Origin of the sequence: Paramaledivibacter caminithermalis DSM 15212 (assembly GCF_900142245.1) — a bacterium.
GTDB lineage: Bacteria > Bacillota > Clostridia > Peptostreptococcales > Caminicellaceae > Paramaledivibacter > Paramaledivibacter caminithermalis.
The window spans coordinates 1-16,141 of the sequence record NZ_FRAG01000064.1 but is presented as its reverse complement, the minus strand read 5'-3'; the positions used below and the strand labels follow the sequence as shown (position 1 = coordinate 16,141).

Below are 16,141 nucleotides of genomic sequence, written 5' to 3'. Positions count from 1 at the left end.
TTTTTTTTGAGGATTTTTTTGAAATTCTTTACCTGTATACTTGTAAAAAATCACAATTAAGCATTAAAAATCCCTACAATTATGCAAGTTCAAATGATTGCCTTGTATAAAAAAATCAATTTTTGACTTTTTGCACTGGAATCAAAGCTTATATACTAATAAATATAATACATTTTTTGTAAAAATTGTGTGGAAATTTGTAAATGCTTGATTTTTTTGTGTTCTTATTATTGTTTTTTAGTTATTACCTAATTACTACACATACCCAGAACACAAAAAAGGGTCAAAAAAATCGTCACTCTTGACTCCAATATTCCTAAAGTGTTTTTCGCATGACAATCGAAACGTCCCCTTGTAATTCATGACAACCGAAACGTCCCCTTGTAATTTCCCCTTGTAATTTCTTAATATTTTATTAATTTTATATTTTCATTTCATTTTTTTACATTTTTTTAAATAATTTATGATATTATTTTTAAGAAAATAAAATATTATATTAAAAGGAGATGTTTTTAAAATGAAAAAATAATCAGTTTTTTAACAATTGTATCGGTATTGTTAAGTTACAGTTTGTGTTTTGCAACAGAAAAGAGTAGTCTTGATGAAAAATACGGCCTCAAAACAATAACAGAAGAACAATTGCCAGAAGGTATAGAACCAATTGAATTTAAATCACAAGAAGAACTTGAACAATTTTTACAACGAATCAATAACACAGATTCTATTGATTTAGGAACAACAATAATTGACAAGAATGGTTTTGTGATATCTAGTATAAGAAATAGCCTTGCTAACAAAAGCGGTACTGAAGATACTTTTGAGTGGGATAAAACAAAGAAACATGGTCTTTTAACACAGCATTTAAATGCTAGGGTTACAGTTTATGCACATGGTTCTTTTGGACAAATTCAAAAAGTTAAAAAGGTTCATACATATGCTACTGGTTATAGCGGAGGAATTAATTATGTTCCAGATCCAAATGCTTGTGGCAGTGACATTTCTTCCGATAAGCAAAGTGCTAAAATATACGGTGCTGGAGATATAGAATATTATCTAATAATTAGTGGTGGTTTAAAACTTACTACCAAAAGAGCTAAAATCAGTGGAACATACAAGATTCGTTAATAAAAGTCTTCAATAGTTACCTTATTAATTATTACTTTATAAAGAAGGTTTGTATATGACATATTTTTTTCAAATATTTAACACGATATGTTTTATTGTCTTATTGGTATTTGGTTTTAGATTTGCAAATGCGATGATGAAAAACGCTAAAGCTACTCAAGATTTAATAAAAAAGCTAGAAGATCTTAATGAAAATAAAAAAAAATAATGCAAAAACAAAAAACACAGGGACTACAAAGAGGTCACTGAAAAACATTGCGTTTTTAGGGTCACTAATTTAAGACAACAATGGAAGCACAACATTTCTGATGGTTTTGTCAAAAATGTTGTGCTTTTTCCGTACTATTTAGTACTTTTTTCACGCTTCAATGTCATTATTCTTTTCAATAAGTAAAAGGATCAGGATTGAAAAGTTGAATTGTATACTATAATAATTCAACTTTTCAACTCTGGCCCTTTTGCCCTGAAAGGAAAAGTATAATGAATTTTCCTATGTTTTCATTATACAAAGTGATATAATGTTAAAAACATAAGCAAGACATTGGTCTTAGATACCCATATCTTATGGCATTAGACGATGAAATGAGTACTTAAATAAGGACTTGTAATAAAAATGAAATAGCAATATAATAACTTGTTACACGGCACAATAAAATACCCTAAAAAAGTCACATTATTTAATCTTTAAGGCCTTCAGGAAGGGGCAAAAGATTAAATAACGTGAATCTGACATATTTCCACAAATGCATGTAAAATCATCTAAGATTAAATAATCTGATAAAAATATAATTAGATTATTTAATCTCAGATTGTTGAAAAACTCAACAAGATGAGAGGCTTTTGAAAATGTTCAAGTTCGAGGGGCGCTGAAATCGAGTAGCGGAGCTTGCTAGAGTTGCAAGTGAGCAACGGAGATTTCAGTAGCAACGAAGAAATTGGACTTTTTCAACAGCCTCAGATTATTTAATCTGCAATTCCTACTGCTAGGATGATTTATTAGATTTAAATCTAAATAACTCCAAAAAGTTGATTGCTAAAAATACAATCAAAAATATCTTTCTATAGAAAGGATACTACGAACTCTATATTTATCGAAACTCAAATTAGATTTTAAATATTTATAGTTAGTTTCAATCTTCCATCTTACCAAATAGTATTCAATTATTTGAGTCAGCAAATTGAGAAAGCTTAACTTTAAAACCAAAAGGATTAATTCACCTATTTGACTTCAAAGCACTAATAACATGAAATCCTTTTTTAAGCAAGATTCTATCAAAGGCGTACTAGTATACTAGCTATCAATTAAGCAGTAAATAGAATTACAGTTATCTGGAGCATTAAAATCATTAATAAAATCCTTAGCAATATCAACTTTGCTTTTAAATTCTTTGTCAAATCCTCTGCAGACATCTTTATAAATTTATACTTCCATATGATTTACTTTAACTCCATCTAAACCATTTAAGTCATCCATCATATTGTTTATACGGCTTCGCTTACCCCTTAAATTTACAGTGATTAAACCAGTATTTTCTTCCCTAGGGTCATGTATTCCAAATCTACCTAGTATGAGATCACCGTTTTGAGTTAAAATTTCCTGAACCCTCGGTGCTGAATTGGTTCTATGGTCTATACTAATACTCATTACACTTAAGTCATCAATATTTGTCATAACAACATCTCCTTTCATTGTTTTATTTTGTATTTTAAACCTTTTGCTTGAGATATATACACTATTCAAATAATAAATTTATTTATTATGTTAATTTCTAACACGAAAGTTTTAACACTAAAATGAAATATTAAAACCCCTAAGGTATTTTAAAGCTACAAAATTTCATTTATTAGCACAACGGGTTAATTTATTTTAACAATAAAGTGTTATAATAAATAATATTGAATATTATTTATCTATACTATTGTAAATATAGATGATTGACTGAGGTGATCTAATGAAATTAAGCGATATTTATAATAGACTTAAATCAAGAATTCCTATGCCTGAAGGCAAATATAAGTCTTATGCTATACTGATTCCTTTAATATACGTAAATGGAAATATTCATCTTCTGTTTGAAATTCGTTCAAAAAGCTTAAAAACTCAACCAGGAGAAATCTGCTTTCCTGGAGGAAAGATTGAAGAAAATGAATCCCCTTTGGAATCTGCAATAAGGGAGACTTGTGAGGAATTAAATATAAAGGAATCAAATATAGAAATAATTGGACAAACTGACTATATAGTAACTCCCTTTAATCTCATATTATATCCTTTTGTAGGATCTATAAAAGATATAGATTCCAAAAATATTAACTTCAATCGAGATGAAGTAGAGTCAATTTTTACAGTCCCCCTAGATTTTTTTATACACAACACTCCTGAAACATATTTTGTTAATAGTAAGCTTGAAATTCCAGATAACTTTCCATTTGAAAAAATTGAAAATGGTAAAGTTTATAATTTTAGAACTGGAAAATATCCTATATATTTTTATGAATATGATGATTATATAATATGGGGAATGACAGCTAGGATAACTAATAATTTGATTTATATATTGAGTAAAAATAATCGACCTATTTCAAAATAAATAGGTCGATTAAAGGAGCTAGGAGATAAATATTACTGATTTTTATTTAAAGGGGGTTTGTATTTCATAAATACCCCTAATATATATTCTTAAACATTTTCCGATAACAATTTTCATTTAAGATTATTTTGCATTTATAGATAGATTTCAAAATAACACCTTGATTTATCACACTTTTACTCCATAACTTCTTTATTTATCTCAATTAATTGGATTTGTCCTTCTCCTGCTAATATCTCTAGCTCTTCCATTACATCTCCCTTAAAATACTTTACCTTTATTTTAGAATCATCAACTTTATATAATTCGTATTTATCTACCACCTTTGTATTTAGAAACTCTTCATTAAAAATCTGTCTTAAATTATTTATAAGAAAGATGTCAAAATATTTTTTGTCCATAAGAGTCCTAGAAATAATTCTTTTCATCTTTAAATTTATAATTTCTACTTTTCTAAGAGTAAAGCTAAGTTTAAAGCTTTCAATTATAAAGCCAATAAAAATAGTAATTATTAAAGAATAAATTATTGCAATTAACATTGTTATCTCCCCCCTAATTATATCATCACTCAAATGAAACATTAAAGTTTCCTTAGAACGTATGAAAAACTTGCATAATTAATATTAATAATTTTGAAATACAATATATAGATTGCTTTTTTAACTCTTTTTACTGTATTTTGTATTACAAAATTTTTTAAATTCATTATACAATTTCATCATATACTTTTATAGTTATACATTCATTCTTATAGTGTAAAGCCAAGAAAAGCTGGTTTATAAATGGTTTTAAGTTTAGATATCCTGATTTAGGGAATATATATAGATATGTTTTATATATTTAATTAATACCATTTTTTTTAATTATTAATCTTATTAGAACCTTTTTTAATATTTATTTTACTTGTTTTTATATTTTTTGTTACAATTTATTTGGAGGTGATGATATGAAAAATATAGGTGCTTTTTTGGATATCGATGGAACCTTATATAGAAACTCCCTTATGACTGAGCATTTTAAAAAATTATTGAAATATGAAGTTATCGACCCTGCTTTATGGCATAATCATGTAAAACATACTTACTATGATTGGCAAAAGCGGCGTGGTAATTATGATGATTATTTATTGGAACTGGCAGAAATATATATTAACTCTTTAAAGGGGCTTAATAAAAGTCATTTAGACTTTATTAACAATCAAGTAATTAACCTTAAAGGAGACAAAGTATATAGATACACTCGATCCAGAATTGCTTGGCACAAATCACAAAATCATAAAGTCTTTTTTATATCTGGCAGTCCTGAATATTTAGTGGAGAAAATGGCAGAAAAGTATGATATTACAGACTATCGTGGAACAAAATACATGATTGATGAAAATAATAATTTTACTGGTGAAATTGTTCAAATGTGGGATTCAGAAAGCAAGCATAAAGTAATAATGGAATTTGTTAAAAAATATAATATTGATTTAAGTAAAAGCTATTCCTACGGAGACACAAATGGTGATTACTCTATGTTAAAAATAGTTGGTAATCCTATAGCAATTAATCCATCAAAGGAATTACTAGAAAACATAAAAAGAGATAAAGAATTGCTTAAAAGAGTTACCATTATTGTTGAAAGAAAGGACGTTATTTATACATTAGATGGAAATGTGGAAATATTATAGATCAAAAAGCCTAAAATTTTGAATGTAATTGTATTATTTTACTCATAATAGTTATATAAGTAAAACTATAAACTATTTCAAGGAGGGTTCTATGACTAGAAAAAATAGAAAGGGTGTTATTGGTAAAAAAAATCCTACTTTCCATAATAGAGAATATGTAGGAGTTGGATTAAGCTTTACTAATGAGCATGTAAGCTATAGCGAAGACATTGAAAGAAAAATAAAAGAAAAAAGTGCAAAAAAATAGCACCTTTCGGTGCAATCCCTATAGCGTTCCTAAGAAATTTGGTAACGTTTTCTATACTATTTTTAATTCTACACAAAGAAAAAATATCCTTCAAAAATTTCGAAAAATTATAATTTCTTTTTCATATTAAACTTAGATTATTGATGACTAGATATTTTATAAAAATTATAAAAATTTATAATTCCCCATATGATATAATAAATTTCAATATTTCCCTACTATTTCTAACATATAATAAAAATAATGTGACAAACTAATCATATAACTAAAACATCTATTATTCTCTTATTAATATTAAGCAAAAAATTATATTATTAGAAAGGGGGGATAAAATTGAAAAATATTAAATCATTAGTTTTTTTGCTGGTCATCATTTCAATAATACTGCCTATACAGCCTATAAAATCTTTTAATCATAAATCACATAAAACCTTAGTATTCAATAATAAAATACATGATGAGTTTTCTGATAAAATATCCTATTTACGAAAATAGGGTATTTTATTTTTTATTATAGATACACAGAACTGAGATTAATGAATATTAAAATCATTTATCTTTAATACTTAAGTACAATACCAATATTGACATTCATTATCATTTATAGTATTCTAAATAAGAAATAAAAAAAATTCATTTTTCGCTAAATTAGTGATAATGATTATCATTAACCTAAAAATACTTAACAAGGGAGGTCTTCTTATGACATTGGATTCTGCAAATAAAGGACAAAAAATTGAAATAATTAATATTCCCGATGCAAACATCAGAGTACAAGCAATAAGATTAGGTATATATGAAGGATCTAAACTAATATGTTCTGAAAAATTACCTGCAGGACCTGTTATTTTGCAAAATAGAATGCAAGAAATTGCTATAGGTAGAAATCTTGCAAGAAAAATCAAGGTGAAACTTGTTTAACTTTATAAAATATAGAAACTTATATATATTTACTACCAAAGGAGGACTAATCATGGACTGCCATAATCCTATTACGACAATAGATGTACCAGAAAATGCAAAGAAAATTGTGCTGGCAGGAAATCCAAACGTTGGTAAATCTGTTTTTTTTAATTATTTAACTGGTTTATACGTTGATGTTTCTAATTTTCCTGGAACAACTATAGATATAAGCTCTGGAAAATTTAACAACGATGTAATTATGGATACACCAGGTGTATATGGAGTATCCTCTTTTAACGATGAAGAAAGAGTTGCGAGAGATATAATACTTTATGCAGATGTCATATTAAACATTGTTGATGCAGTTCACTTAGAAAGAGACTTGTTTTTAACTCAACAAATTATAGATATGGGAAAGCCAGTTGTAGTTGCTTTAAATATGATGGATGATGTAAAAAGAAATGGACTCAAGATAGATATAGACCTATTGTCTAAGGAATTAGGTGTTGAAGTAATTCCTACTACAGCAATCAAAGGTGAAGGTTTAGATAAAGTTAAAGAAGCTATTTCTAGAGCTAGAACTGGTAATAGAATAAAAGAAATAAAGGAAATTATTGATAAGGTAAAAGATAATGTAGATACTGAATCAGAGGCTCTTCTTTTGGCTGAAGAAGATGAAAATATTATTGCTAGGCATAATGTTAAAGATTTTAAAGGTGAAAGAGAGCATATATATAAGCTTAGAAGAAATAGAGTTGATAAGATAGTTGATAAAATTATCACTGAAACTAATAAAGATGCTTCATTTAAGATTAAACTAGGAAGGATGATGTTAAAGCCTATAACGGGTATTCCAATACTATTGGCCGCATTATATATTATGTATAAAGCTATAGGTGTTTTTGTAGCACAAACAGTTGTAGGTATAACTGAAGAAATCATTATGGGTGAATACTATTATAACTTTATAATGAACACTGTGGGTAAATTTTTTAATGATACTACTTTAATTGGTCAATTATTAATAGGTGAATTCGGACTTATAACTATGGTTCCAATTTATATATTCGGACTCTTACTTCCATTGGTTGTTGGTTTCTATTTCTTCCTTTCTCTCATGGAAGACTCTGGATATTTACCAAGAATCGCTGCTCTTGTTGATAGAGCTTTAACTACATTAGGTTTAAATGGTAGAGCTATTATCCCAATGATATTAGGCTTTGGTTGTGTTACTATGGCAACTATCACCACTAGATTACTAGGCTCTAAAAGAGAAAAATTTATCGCAACAATGCTCCTAGGTTTGGCTATTCCATGTTCTGCTCAATTAGGTGTGATCATGGGACTTATTGCCCCATTAGGATTAAAAGCCTTTATTATTTACTCTGCAACAATATTTGCTGTATTTGTAATAACAGGAACATTATTAAACAAACTAATGCCTGGGGAATCTACGGATCTTTTAATAGATTTACCTCCACTTAGGCTGCCTAAAATAAATAATGTTCTTAAGAAAACCTACCTTAAATCAGTGATGTTTTTAAAGGAAGCTACTCCACTATTTATTGTTGGAGGCCTTCTAATTACAGTGCTCCAATATACAGGTTTATTGGACAGCATAGCCAGTACCCTTGAACCATTTACAGTAGGTTTTCTAAAACTTCATCCTAAAGTATCCCAAGCATTTATTATGGGAATTGTTAGGAGAGATTTTGGTGCAGCTGGTCTTAATGACCTTGCATCACAAGGGTTACTTAATGGGCCACAACTTATTGTATCTTTAGTAGCTATTACATTGTTCGTACCTTGTATTGCAGCTATCATGGTAATATTTAAAGAAAGAAGCTGGCAGGAATCTGCTTTAATATATATAGGTAGCTTTATAATATCATTCTTAACAGCAGGAATACTTGCACAATTTATTGTGTAACCAAAAGGGCGACTCAAATGAGTCGCTTTTGTCCGTTCCATATTGCAAATTTTAATATTTAAGATAAGCTGTTAAATTAGTCCATCAAGAAGGAAATATTAAAACTACCGCAATAGAAACTAGCTTGGTGGATTAAGTCATAAAAATAATTGTAAAATCATAACATAAATGATGGTAATGAAAAGACTTTTTCTATCTTTTTTCTCCATGTATCTCTACACTAGTTTTATCTATTATCTTATTATCTTCATCAACGAAAACTATTTCAGGCTTTCTTATTCTTGCCTCTTCTTCTGTTAGCCAACAATAAGAAATAATTATGATATTATCACCTAGCTGAACCAATCTTGCAGCAGCACCATTTAAGCATATAACTCCACTGTCCTTAGGCCCTTCGATAACATAGGTTTCAAGTCTTGCTCCATTATTATTATTTACTATTTGAACCCTTTCTCCAGGAAGAATTCCAGCAGCATCCATTAAAGCCTTATCTATAGTTATACTCCCTACATAATTTAGATTTGCTTCAGTAACTGTAGCTCTATGAATCTTGCTTTTAAACATATTAATCAGCACTCTTTATACCTCCAATCTAATGTTGTCTATCAGTCTTGCTTTTCCAATCTTTACTGCTAAAGCTATTAACACATCACCTTTTATCTCTTCTATTTCTTCTAGAGTCTTAGCACTGACAATTTCAACATAATCAATCTCAGCCAGTTCTTCATTTTTTATATTGCTAATTATAAAATCACTTATTCTTGAAGCCTGTTTTTCTCCATGTCTTATCATTTCTTGTACTTTAAATAATGAGTCAGATAGTATAGTTGCTGCCCTTCTCTCCTCTTCATTTAGATATATATTTCTTGAACTCATTGCAAGTCCATCATCTTCTCTAATAATAGGACAAGGTACAATTTCTATATCTAAACATAAATCCCTAACCATTTTTTCTATAACAGCAACCTGTTGGGCATCTTTTTGCCCAAAATATGCCCTATGGGGAGTTACAATATTAAATAGCTTTGATACTATTGTTGTAACTCCTTTAAAATGTCCAGGTCTTGAAGCACCACAAAGCTTCTTAGTAATGTTTCCTTCCACTTCAACATATGTGCTACATCCCTCTGGATACATCTCATTTACTTGCGGTGCAAAAACTATATCTGCTCCAGCATCCTTTACTAATTTGCTATCTCTTTCCAAATCTCTTGGATAACTTTCAAAATCTTCACCTGGACCAAATTGTGTTGGATTTACAAATATACTCACTACAACAATATCATTTTCCTGTTTTGCCCTTTTTACAAGGGAAAGATGTCCCTCATGCAAATATCCCATGGTTGGAACAAAACCTATTGATTTACCATCTCTTAGGACTTCCTTTATCTCTAATCTGATATCATTTATTGTATTTAAAATTATCACAGTATTCCTCCTTTTTTAGGTAAATAAAAAATCATGGGTAACAGGTTTATTACATGAACGAAAAAGAACTACTAAAATTGTCGTGATAGAATCTATAATAATCTAATTTAATAAAGCTTCTCAAGTACCTCATTATCTATCTTAAAAATATGTTCTTTTGCTGGAAAACTGCCTTCTTTTATTTCTTCAATATATTTTTTAGTAGACTCTTTAATTAAGTCACATAGACTTGAATATTGCTTAACAAACTTCGGTACAAAATCTGTATACATTCCTAGCATATCTTGTGTAACTAAAACTTGCCCATCACAGTATTTTCCAGCACCAATTCCTATAGTTGGTATGTCAAGCCTTTGGCTAATCAGTTTTGCTAATCCTTCAGGTACGCATTCTAAAACTATAGAAAAAACTCCAGCCTCCTGTAATAATACTGCATCTTCAACAATTTTTTTAGCCTGTTCTTCGTTCTTCCCTTGTACCTTAAATCCGCCAAACATATTTATGGACTGTGGTGTAAGACCAAGATGTCCTATAACTGGTATTTGGGCATTTATAATAGCTTTAATCTTATCAAGTACTTCCCTTCCCCCTTCAAGTTTAACAGCATGAGCTCCTCCTTCCTGAACAAGTCTGCCAGCATTTCTAATACTATCTTCAATACTTACATGATATGATAAAAAAGGCATATCACCTATGACCATAGCTCTTTTAGCACCTCTGGAAACAGCTCTACAATGATGTATCATATCATCCATTGTTACTTGCAGTGTATTTTCATAGCCAAGCATAACCATTCCAAGGGAATCCCCTACAAGCAAGCTATCTACTCCTGCTTCATCTAAGAGTTTTGCTGTAGAATAATCATAAGCAGTGAGCATTGAAATTTTCTCGCCATTTTTTTTAGCCTTTAAAAATGAACTAACAGTAAATCTTTTTTCTGCCAAATTATTCACCTCATAAAATATTATTTTTATTTCTAAAATTTTACTAATAATAGTTTGTATTTTTCTCTGTTACTTGAATTTGCTTAAATTTAAACATACAATTCTTTGTAAAAAATGTTTGAGTTCTTAAACCATAAAAAAACTCTTTCTAAGCCTGATTTATAAAATAGACATAGAAAGAGTGTATAATCGTAATAAAAATGATTTATTTTGCAATAAATAAACCTTCAGAGCATGAGCTAAGAAGGATATGTTTTACACTAATACCTTCTGTCTCGGTCCATAATATAGGCTCAGAGCAGATAACTAACCATATTAATTTTTTAGTAAAACTATTTAATTTAATACAGTATAGTTCGTATTCACGATACTATCCATTTATATTTTAGCATAATGCTTAAATATCTACAAACAGAAACTTATACCAAACTAATTTTTTGTTTTGATATAAATATAACTTAAACTGAAATATGACTTATTAATCCTTCTATAAATTTTCTAACATTAATTTTTCCTTTATATTGTGATTTATTCCTTATGTAATCCATTTGTCTTTTTACCTCAGTAAAATCAAAAAGTGAAGTTGAATATTTTTCAAATTTTATATTGCCATAATCTTCTATGCCTAAACTAGCTAGATTTTCTAAAGATGATTGTATAACCCTTCTAACTCTTTGTTCTATAGCTTTAATTGATACTACTGGTTTATTTTCATCTTTATATTTCTTGTTTAGTTTTCTATATAAATCGCTTACTTTATACCTATGAAATTTTACTCCTAATATTTTTCTCTCATTTACTATCATTTCTATTATATTCATCAAGTCATTACTTCCTGATTCTCCTAAAATGCCAATATCCGAAAATATTTTTGTTATTTCTTCTTTGATGTTATTATCAGTTACATTATTCATATTATCTGTAAGTATTCTATAATTATTTTTTTCCATTGTCTTTCCAATGACAGATAAAACCTTTTTCAAATCTAAAGTTTCAATAGCCTTTTCGATTATTGCTACTACTTCTATAACATTAATAGGTTTATTTATGAAGTATTCAATACCACTTTTATAGGCATCACCTATCATGTCCTTAGAATTTACCTCTGAAATCATAATAAACTGGGTACTTAGATTTTTTTTCTTAGTTTCTTTAACTATTTCTATTCCATCCACCGATGGAAGTAATAAATCTACAAGAGCTATATCTGGTAACATCTTTTCTATTTCATCTATTGCTTTATTTCCATCTTCCCCTTCACCTATAACATATCCAAGACGATAATTATCAATTATATTTGAAAGTATCCTTCTAATACTAGGATCATCGTCAACTATATAAAATGATGGCTTCATTTTTCCGCCTCCTTTTCAGCTACACTATTTATCGGAATATAAATAATAAAGCTAGTTCCTTTTCCAACCTGTGAAACAACTTCGATTTTTCCTTTAAAATAATTTTCTACAATATGTTTCACATGGGTAAGTCCTAAGCCTGTAGACATACGACCTGTCTTTCTATCAAATTTTGTAGAAAATCCTGGTTCAAAAACCACTTCAATATCTTCTTTTTTTATTCCTATTCCCGAATCCATGACTTTAAATACTATATAATTCTCTTCTCTATACTGATAAATTTTTATATATCCACTATTCATTATTGCATCTATACTATTATTCATGAGATTATTGATTATTGATATGAATGCATAATAATCTTTTATAGTTAAGTCATTGGAATAATTAATAAAAATATCAATATCTTTTCCTATATGTTCTATATATCTTTTAGTATTGTCATGGAGCATTTTTAAAATAGTTGATAATTTCATTGAATTTTCATTTTCTTTTTTGGGAAGCAGTCTCTCTATGCCTGATACAACTCTTTGATTATCCTTTTTGATTTCATGTATATCCTTGGATAAATTTAATATCCTTTCCCGTAGTCTATTAGTATAATCTATATCTAGGGAACCCTTTATACCCTTTAATTCTGTATAAATTGAATAGCATCTTTCCATAGCTTTCTCTATATCCTGCATAGTTTTCTTGATAAAGAATACCTCTACCTTCATATTGGCGGTAAGCAGTAATAAATTATTATATCTTTCCTGATGTTCTTCCTTTAATACAAGCATATTATAGGCTTTGATACTAGAAAACAATACAAATGCAATAGTGGCCCTTAAAAATCCTGCTGTAAAAATACTGGCTAATATATTCTCTATTGAAGTTTTCACAAATTCCTGTCTTACTGCCACTTCAGATATATTAGAAAGTATATCTGAAATTCCAACTAAAAATATGAAAAAAATAGGCTGTTGTTTATATTTTCTTATGTGTAAATGATATAAACCAAAGCCAAAAACTATATAGAATATTGCTGATGGCATATGCTTTAAAGCAATCTGTAATACGGTAGAAATATCCTTTAACTGTATAACATCAATCATGAATCTAAAGCTAAAAACAAGGGCAGCAGTACAAGCTGTTGTTAAAAAAATTGATATATCTTGAAATTTCATTAATAAAAATGTTAGGATAGCTATACCAATAGATAGTCTAAAATCTGAGTTGAAAGGGTTTATAAAGACTTGTCCCATTAATGTCGTGACGATAGATACTAGAATTATTTTTTTGAATTTATCCTTATTCATTAAAGCCCCACTTTCAATTTTAAAATATAATATAGGAATTTAAGTAAAGACTTTAATTTATACATGTCCAAAATGCCCAGAAACGTTGCATATTTGTACATGTATAAATTAAGTTTTACTATGTAAATTCTATATTTATAAAATACATATGTTGACATTAATAAATTCTACACTTTTTCCTTTTTTCCTGTTTATAATAATAATTATTAATCTATATACCTAATGAAATTCAAGTACTATAATAAATAAGTGTCGTTAATTAGATTTCCCATAGTAAAATTTAATTTATACATATCAAAATATCCAACACTTTTAAAAATTTTTCATGTATATAAATTAACTGTTTTACTAGAATATCTATATAGTATTTCATATTATAGCTTTCATATCTTTAAGTCTTAAATCTATATCTATATTCGTTTTAATTCGAACATTATTGCCTGTAATTTATTAAAATTCTTACTTTTTCATGTTTATTTAATTATTTTTTTGGTATACAATAAGTAATGTGACAAAATCTGTTATACTATATTATAATATTTATATACTTTTTTGCTGTGAAAGGAGACACAAACATGAAAGGTACAGTAGTTTCTACATGGATAAAAACTCTTCGTGAACTTTTTGGAAATGAAACAGTAGACTCTGCATTAAGCAAAGTTGGCTGGGATACTAGTCGAATCATAACTCCCCTTGAAGATATTCAAGATGATGAAGTTAAAAATATTATTGATGAAATTGCTAATTCATTAAACAAAAATTCCAGTGAAATTTGGAGAGAAATAGGAAGAAGAAATATCGAAACCTTTAGTAAATGGTTCCCTTCCTATTTTGAAAGATTTAGTTTAAAGGGTTTCCTAATGATGATGGATGATGTTCATTCACAACTTACAAAAATGATAAGAGGAGCTAAACCACCAAGATTAATTGCTTCTGAAACTGGCAATAAAGAAATTGAGTTGTTATATGAATCCAAGCGAAAAATGTATGATTATTTCTTAGGTTTGTTGGAAGGTAGCGCTAAATTTTTTAATGAAAATATAGATATAAATATTTTAGAACAAGGTACATACGACGATGGCATAAGCTTTATGAAGGTAAAAATTAAGCTTGAAAAGGATACATCTGAGTTTAAAAGCTTTACCTTATCCAAAATATTATCTCTAGGATTCATGAAGAATTTATCTTTTAAAATTGCATTACCAACAACAATAATCTCCTTCTTAACTCTTTTTATTGCTGGAGGCTATTCGTACCCAATAAAAAGTATTGTTTTCTCTAGTATAGTTTTCTTTTCTTCATTTATATTTTCAAACATTGTAATATCTCCTCTCAAAGCTGTAAAGGCCGAATTAGTTAAGCTTGAAAATTTAAATTTTATTGGAGATAAGAAAATAAAAACTGGCGATGAATTTGAGAACTATGTGGAAGATATTAACAAAATCAAAAATACTATAAAAAAGGACTTTATATATCTAAAGGGCGGTATGGATGATATCTATAATTTCACTAAAACCTTTTCTGGAATTGCAAATAACATGAAGGAAGTTTCTCAAGGTATTTCCAATGCTGTTCAAGAGGTTGCAAATGGTGCTGTCCATCAAGCTGAAGAAACTGAAAAATCAGTGTATGTATTGAATGATAATATTGAAAATTTAAATAATCTAGCAGAGGAAGAAAGTGTTAGAAAAAAACAGCTGGAAAATGCTGTTGATGACATAGAAAAATCCTATCAAGAGCTATACGATGTATCTAATATGCTCTTGAAAGTCAGGGATAATTTTGAGGTGATTAATAAGCAAGGTGAAGAGTTATCTAGAAAAGTACAGGATATAATTAGTATTGTAATTACGGTTGAACAAATTTCTGAACAAACCAATCTTTTAGCCCTTAATGCAGCCATAGAAGCAGCTAGAGCAGGCGAAATGGGCAGAGGGTTTACGGTTGTAGCTGATGAAATAAGAAAATTAGCGGAAGATTCTAAAAGTGCAGTTAAAACAATCAATAATAATCTGAATGAATTCACCATGGAAGTAAGTGATATGGTAAATCAAGTTGCTAATCAATTTCAGCAACTAGAAGAAAATAGCAAGACACTTCAAGTTGTTGCTAAAGATAATGAAAATGCAACCATAAAAATAACAAATGTCTCAAATGGAATTGTAGAGCTTGTTGATAAGCTTACCTATGAAACTAAAAAAATCTCAGAAGTATTTGAAAATATCCATTCTTTGGCTGCCATTGCTGAAGAAAATTCCGCATCCTCTGAAGAAATGAGTGCCAGCGTAACAGAATACTCCCATAAGATAACAGAACTTTTAGATTATGTGGAACAATTAGAAGGTCTTACTTTGAATCTAAAGGCTGAGCTTAAAAAATATAAGATATAGGAGTAGAAAAATATATTAGCCCTATTTCTATCTTTTTATTAGGTTGAAAATAGGGCTTTATACATTTTTTGATTGTAAAAGGAAATAATATATGCTGAGGTGATTAGATGAAAAAATTTAAATCATCAAAACTTATTTTTGCCTTAGTATTATTATCAATTCTTTGGGGATGTGTGAAGTATCCTCAGCAAAAGCCATTAGAACCACAAGCCTCTTCGATATTTAAAAGGGGAAATGTTGAAAAAGTAAAGGTTACTG

General features: G+C 28.6%; 14 protein-coding genes. 7 read left to right on the top strand and 7 right to left on the bottom strand.

From position 1 onward, the window contains the following. The first annotated feature begins 570 nt into the window (after positions 1-570). Positions 571-1,125 (top strand): hypothetical protein, encoded by a 555-nt coding sequence (locus tag BUB36_RS16290; protein WP_165613123.1) that lies wholly within the window; start codon positions 571-573, stop codon positions 1,123-1,125. Between the two features lie 1,420 nt (positions 1,126-2,545). On the opposite strand, the gene BUB36_RS16285 is transcribed toward BUB36_RS16290, so the two are convergent. Continuing rightward, positions 2,546-2,797 (bottom strand): hypothetical protein, encoded by a 252-nt coding sequence (locus BUB36_RS16285; protein ID WP_073152730.1) that lies wholly within the window; start codon positions 2,795-2,797, stop codon positions 2,546-2,548. Between the two features lie 280 nt (positions 2,798-3,077). Here BUB36_RS16285 and BUB36_RS16280 point away from each other — a divergent pair, with 280 nt between their 5' ends. Continuing rightward, positions 3,078-3,713 (top strand): NUDIX hydrolase, encoded by a 636-nt coding sequence (locus BUB36_RS16280; protein WP_073152727.1) that lies wholly within the window; start codon positions 3,078-3,080, stop codon positions 3,711-3,713. Positions 3,714-3,889: 176 nt separating this feature from the next. Here the strand turns inward: BUB36_RS16280 and BUB36_RS16275 are convergent, their stop codons facing one another. Continuing rightward, a complete protein-coding gene (locus tag BUB36_RS16275) occupies positions 3,890-4,252 on the bottom strand; it encodes a hypothetical protein (protein WP_073152725.1) in 363 nt (120 codons plus the stop codon). Between the two features lie 407 nt (positions 4,253-4,659). Between BUB36_RS16275 and BUB36_RS16270 the strand changes: the two genes are divergently transcribed. From BUB36_RS16270 to feoB, 4 genes are all read left to right on the top strand, one after another. Then, the gene (locus BUB36_RS16270) at positions 4,660-5,385 is read left to right on the top strand and encodes an HAD family hydrolase (RefSeq protein ID WP_073152722.1); all 726 of its coding nucleotides are present in this window, start codon (positions 4,660-4,662) and stop codon (positions 5,383-5,385) included. A 91-nt stretch (positions 5,386-5,476) separates the two neighbouring features. After that, positions 5,477-5,632 (top strand): hypothetical protein, encoded by a 156-nt coding sequence (locus BUB36_RS19835; RefSeq protein ID WP_165613122.1) that lies wholly within the window; start codon positions 5,477-5,479, stop codon positions 5,630-5,632. A gap of 702 nt (positions 5,633-6,334) precedes the next feature. Next, positions 6,335-6,553: a FeoA family protein gene (locus BUB36_RS16265; protein ID WP_073152719.1), complete on the top strand. Its 219-nt coding sequence runs from the start codon at positions 6,335-6,337 to the stop codon at positions 6,551-6,553. A gap of 52 nt (positions 6,554-6,605) precedes the next feature. After that, on the top strand, positions 6,606-8,465 hold the full coding sequence (gene feoB / locus BUB36_RS16260) for a ferrous iron transport protein B (RefSeq protein ID WP_073152717.1): 1,860 nt from the start codon (positions 6,606-6,608) through the stop codon (positions 8,463-8,465). Positions 8,466-8,657: 192 nt separating this feature from the next. Here the strand turns inward: feoB and panD are convergent, their stop codons facing one another. The 5 genes from panD to BUB36_RS16235 all read right to left on the bottom strand — a co-directional run bounded on the left by panD (position 8,658) and on the right by BUB36_RS16235 (position 13,361). Further along, a complete protein-coding gene (gene panD / locus BUB36_RS16255; protein ID WP_073152714.1) occupies positions 8,658-9,041 on the bottom strand; it encodes an aspartate 1-decarboxylase in 384 nt (127 codons plus the stop codon). Positions 9,042-9,044: 3 nt separating this feature from the next. After that, the gene (panC, locus tag BUB36_RS16250; protein WP_456299439.1) at positions 9,045-9,890 is read right to left on the bottom strand and encodes a pantoate--beta-alanine ligase; all 846 of its coding nucleotides are present in this window, start codon (positions 9,888-9,890) and stop codon (positions 9,045-9,047) included. Between the two features lie 110 nt (positions 9,891-10,000). After that, positions 10,001-10,837, bottom strand: coding sequence for a 3-methyl-2-oxobutanoate hydroxymethyltransferase (gene panB / locus BUB36_RS16245; protein ID WP_073152709.1), 837 nt, complete (start codon positions 10,835-10,837; stop codon positions 10,001-10,003). 458 nt (positions 10,838-11,295) lie between these two features. Beyond that, a complete protein-coding gene (locus tag BUB36_RS16240) occupies positions 11,296-12,192 on the bottom strand; it encodes a response regulator (protein ID WP_073152706.1) in 897 nt (298 codons plus the stop codon). After that, positions 12,189-13,361: a sensor histidine kinase gene (locus tag BUB36_RS16235; RefSeq protein ID WP_165613121.1), complete on the bottom strand. Its 1,173-nt coding sequence runs from the start codon at positions 13,359-13,361 to the stop codon at positions 12,189-12,191. Before BUB36_RS16235 ends, BUB36_RS16240 begins: the two co-directional genes overlap by 4 nt. Before the next feature lie 707 nt (positions 13,362-14,068). Here BUB36_RS16235 and BUB36_RS16230 point away from each other — a divergent pair. Next, complete coding sequence (locus tag BUB36_RS16230; protein WP_073152700.1) at positions 14,069-15,883, top strand: heme NO-binding domain-containing protein; 1,815 nt, start codon at positions 14,069-14,071, stop codon at positions 15,881-15,883. The last annotated feature ends 258 nt before the right edge of the window (positions 15,884-16,141 follow it).

Excerpts from the sequence above, each read along its gene's own strand:
- BUB36_RS16235 (WP_165613121.1), bottom strand. The coding sequence starts at position 13,361 with ATGAAATTTCAAGATATATCAATTTTTTTAACAACAGCTTGTACTGCT.
- BUB36_RS16285 (WP_073152730.1), bottom strand. The coding sequence starts at position 2,797 with ATGACAAATATTGATGACTTAAGTGTAATGAGTATTAGTATAGACCAT.
- BUB36_RS16280 (WP_073152727.1), top strand. The coding sequence starts at position 3,078 with ATGAAATTAAGCGATATTTATAATAGACTTAAATCAAGAATTCCTATG.
- BUB36_RS16270 (WP_073152722.1), top strand. The coding sequence starts at position 4,660 with ATGAAAAATATAGGTGCTTTTTTGGATATCGATGGAACCTTATATAGA.
- BUB36_RS16240 (WP_073152706.1), bottom strand. The coding sequence starts at position 12,192 with ATGAAGCCATCATTTTATATAGTTGACGATGATCCTAGTATTAGAAGG.
- BUB36_RS16230 (WP_073152700.1), top strand. The coding sequence starts at position 14,069 with ATGAAAGGTACAGTAGTTTCTACATGGATAAAAACTCTTCGTGAACTT.
- feoB (WP_073152717.1), top strand. The coding sequence starts at position 6,606 with ATGGACTGCCATAATCCTATTACGACAATAGATGTACCAGAAAATGCA.
- BUB36_RS16275 (WP_073152725.1), bottom strand. The coding sequence starts at position 4,252 with ATGTTAATTGCAATAATTTATTCTTTAATAATTACTATTTTTATTGGC.
- BUB36_RS16265 (WP_073152719.1), top strand. The coding sequence starts at position 6,335 with ATGACATTGGATTCTGCAAATAAAGGACAAAAAATTGAAATAATTAAT.
- BUB36_RS19835 (WP_165613122.1), top strand. The coding sequence starts at position 5,477 with ATGACTAGAAAAAATAGAAAGGGTGTTATTGGTAAAAAAAATCCTACT.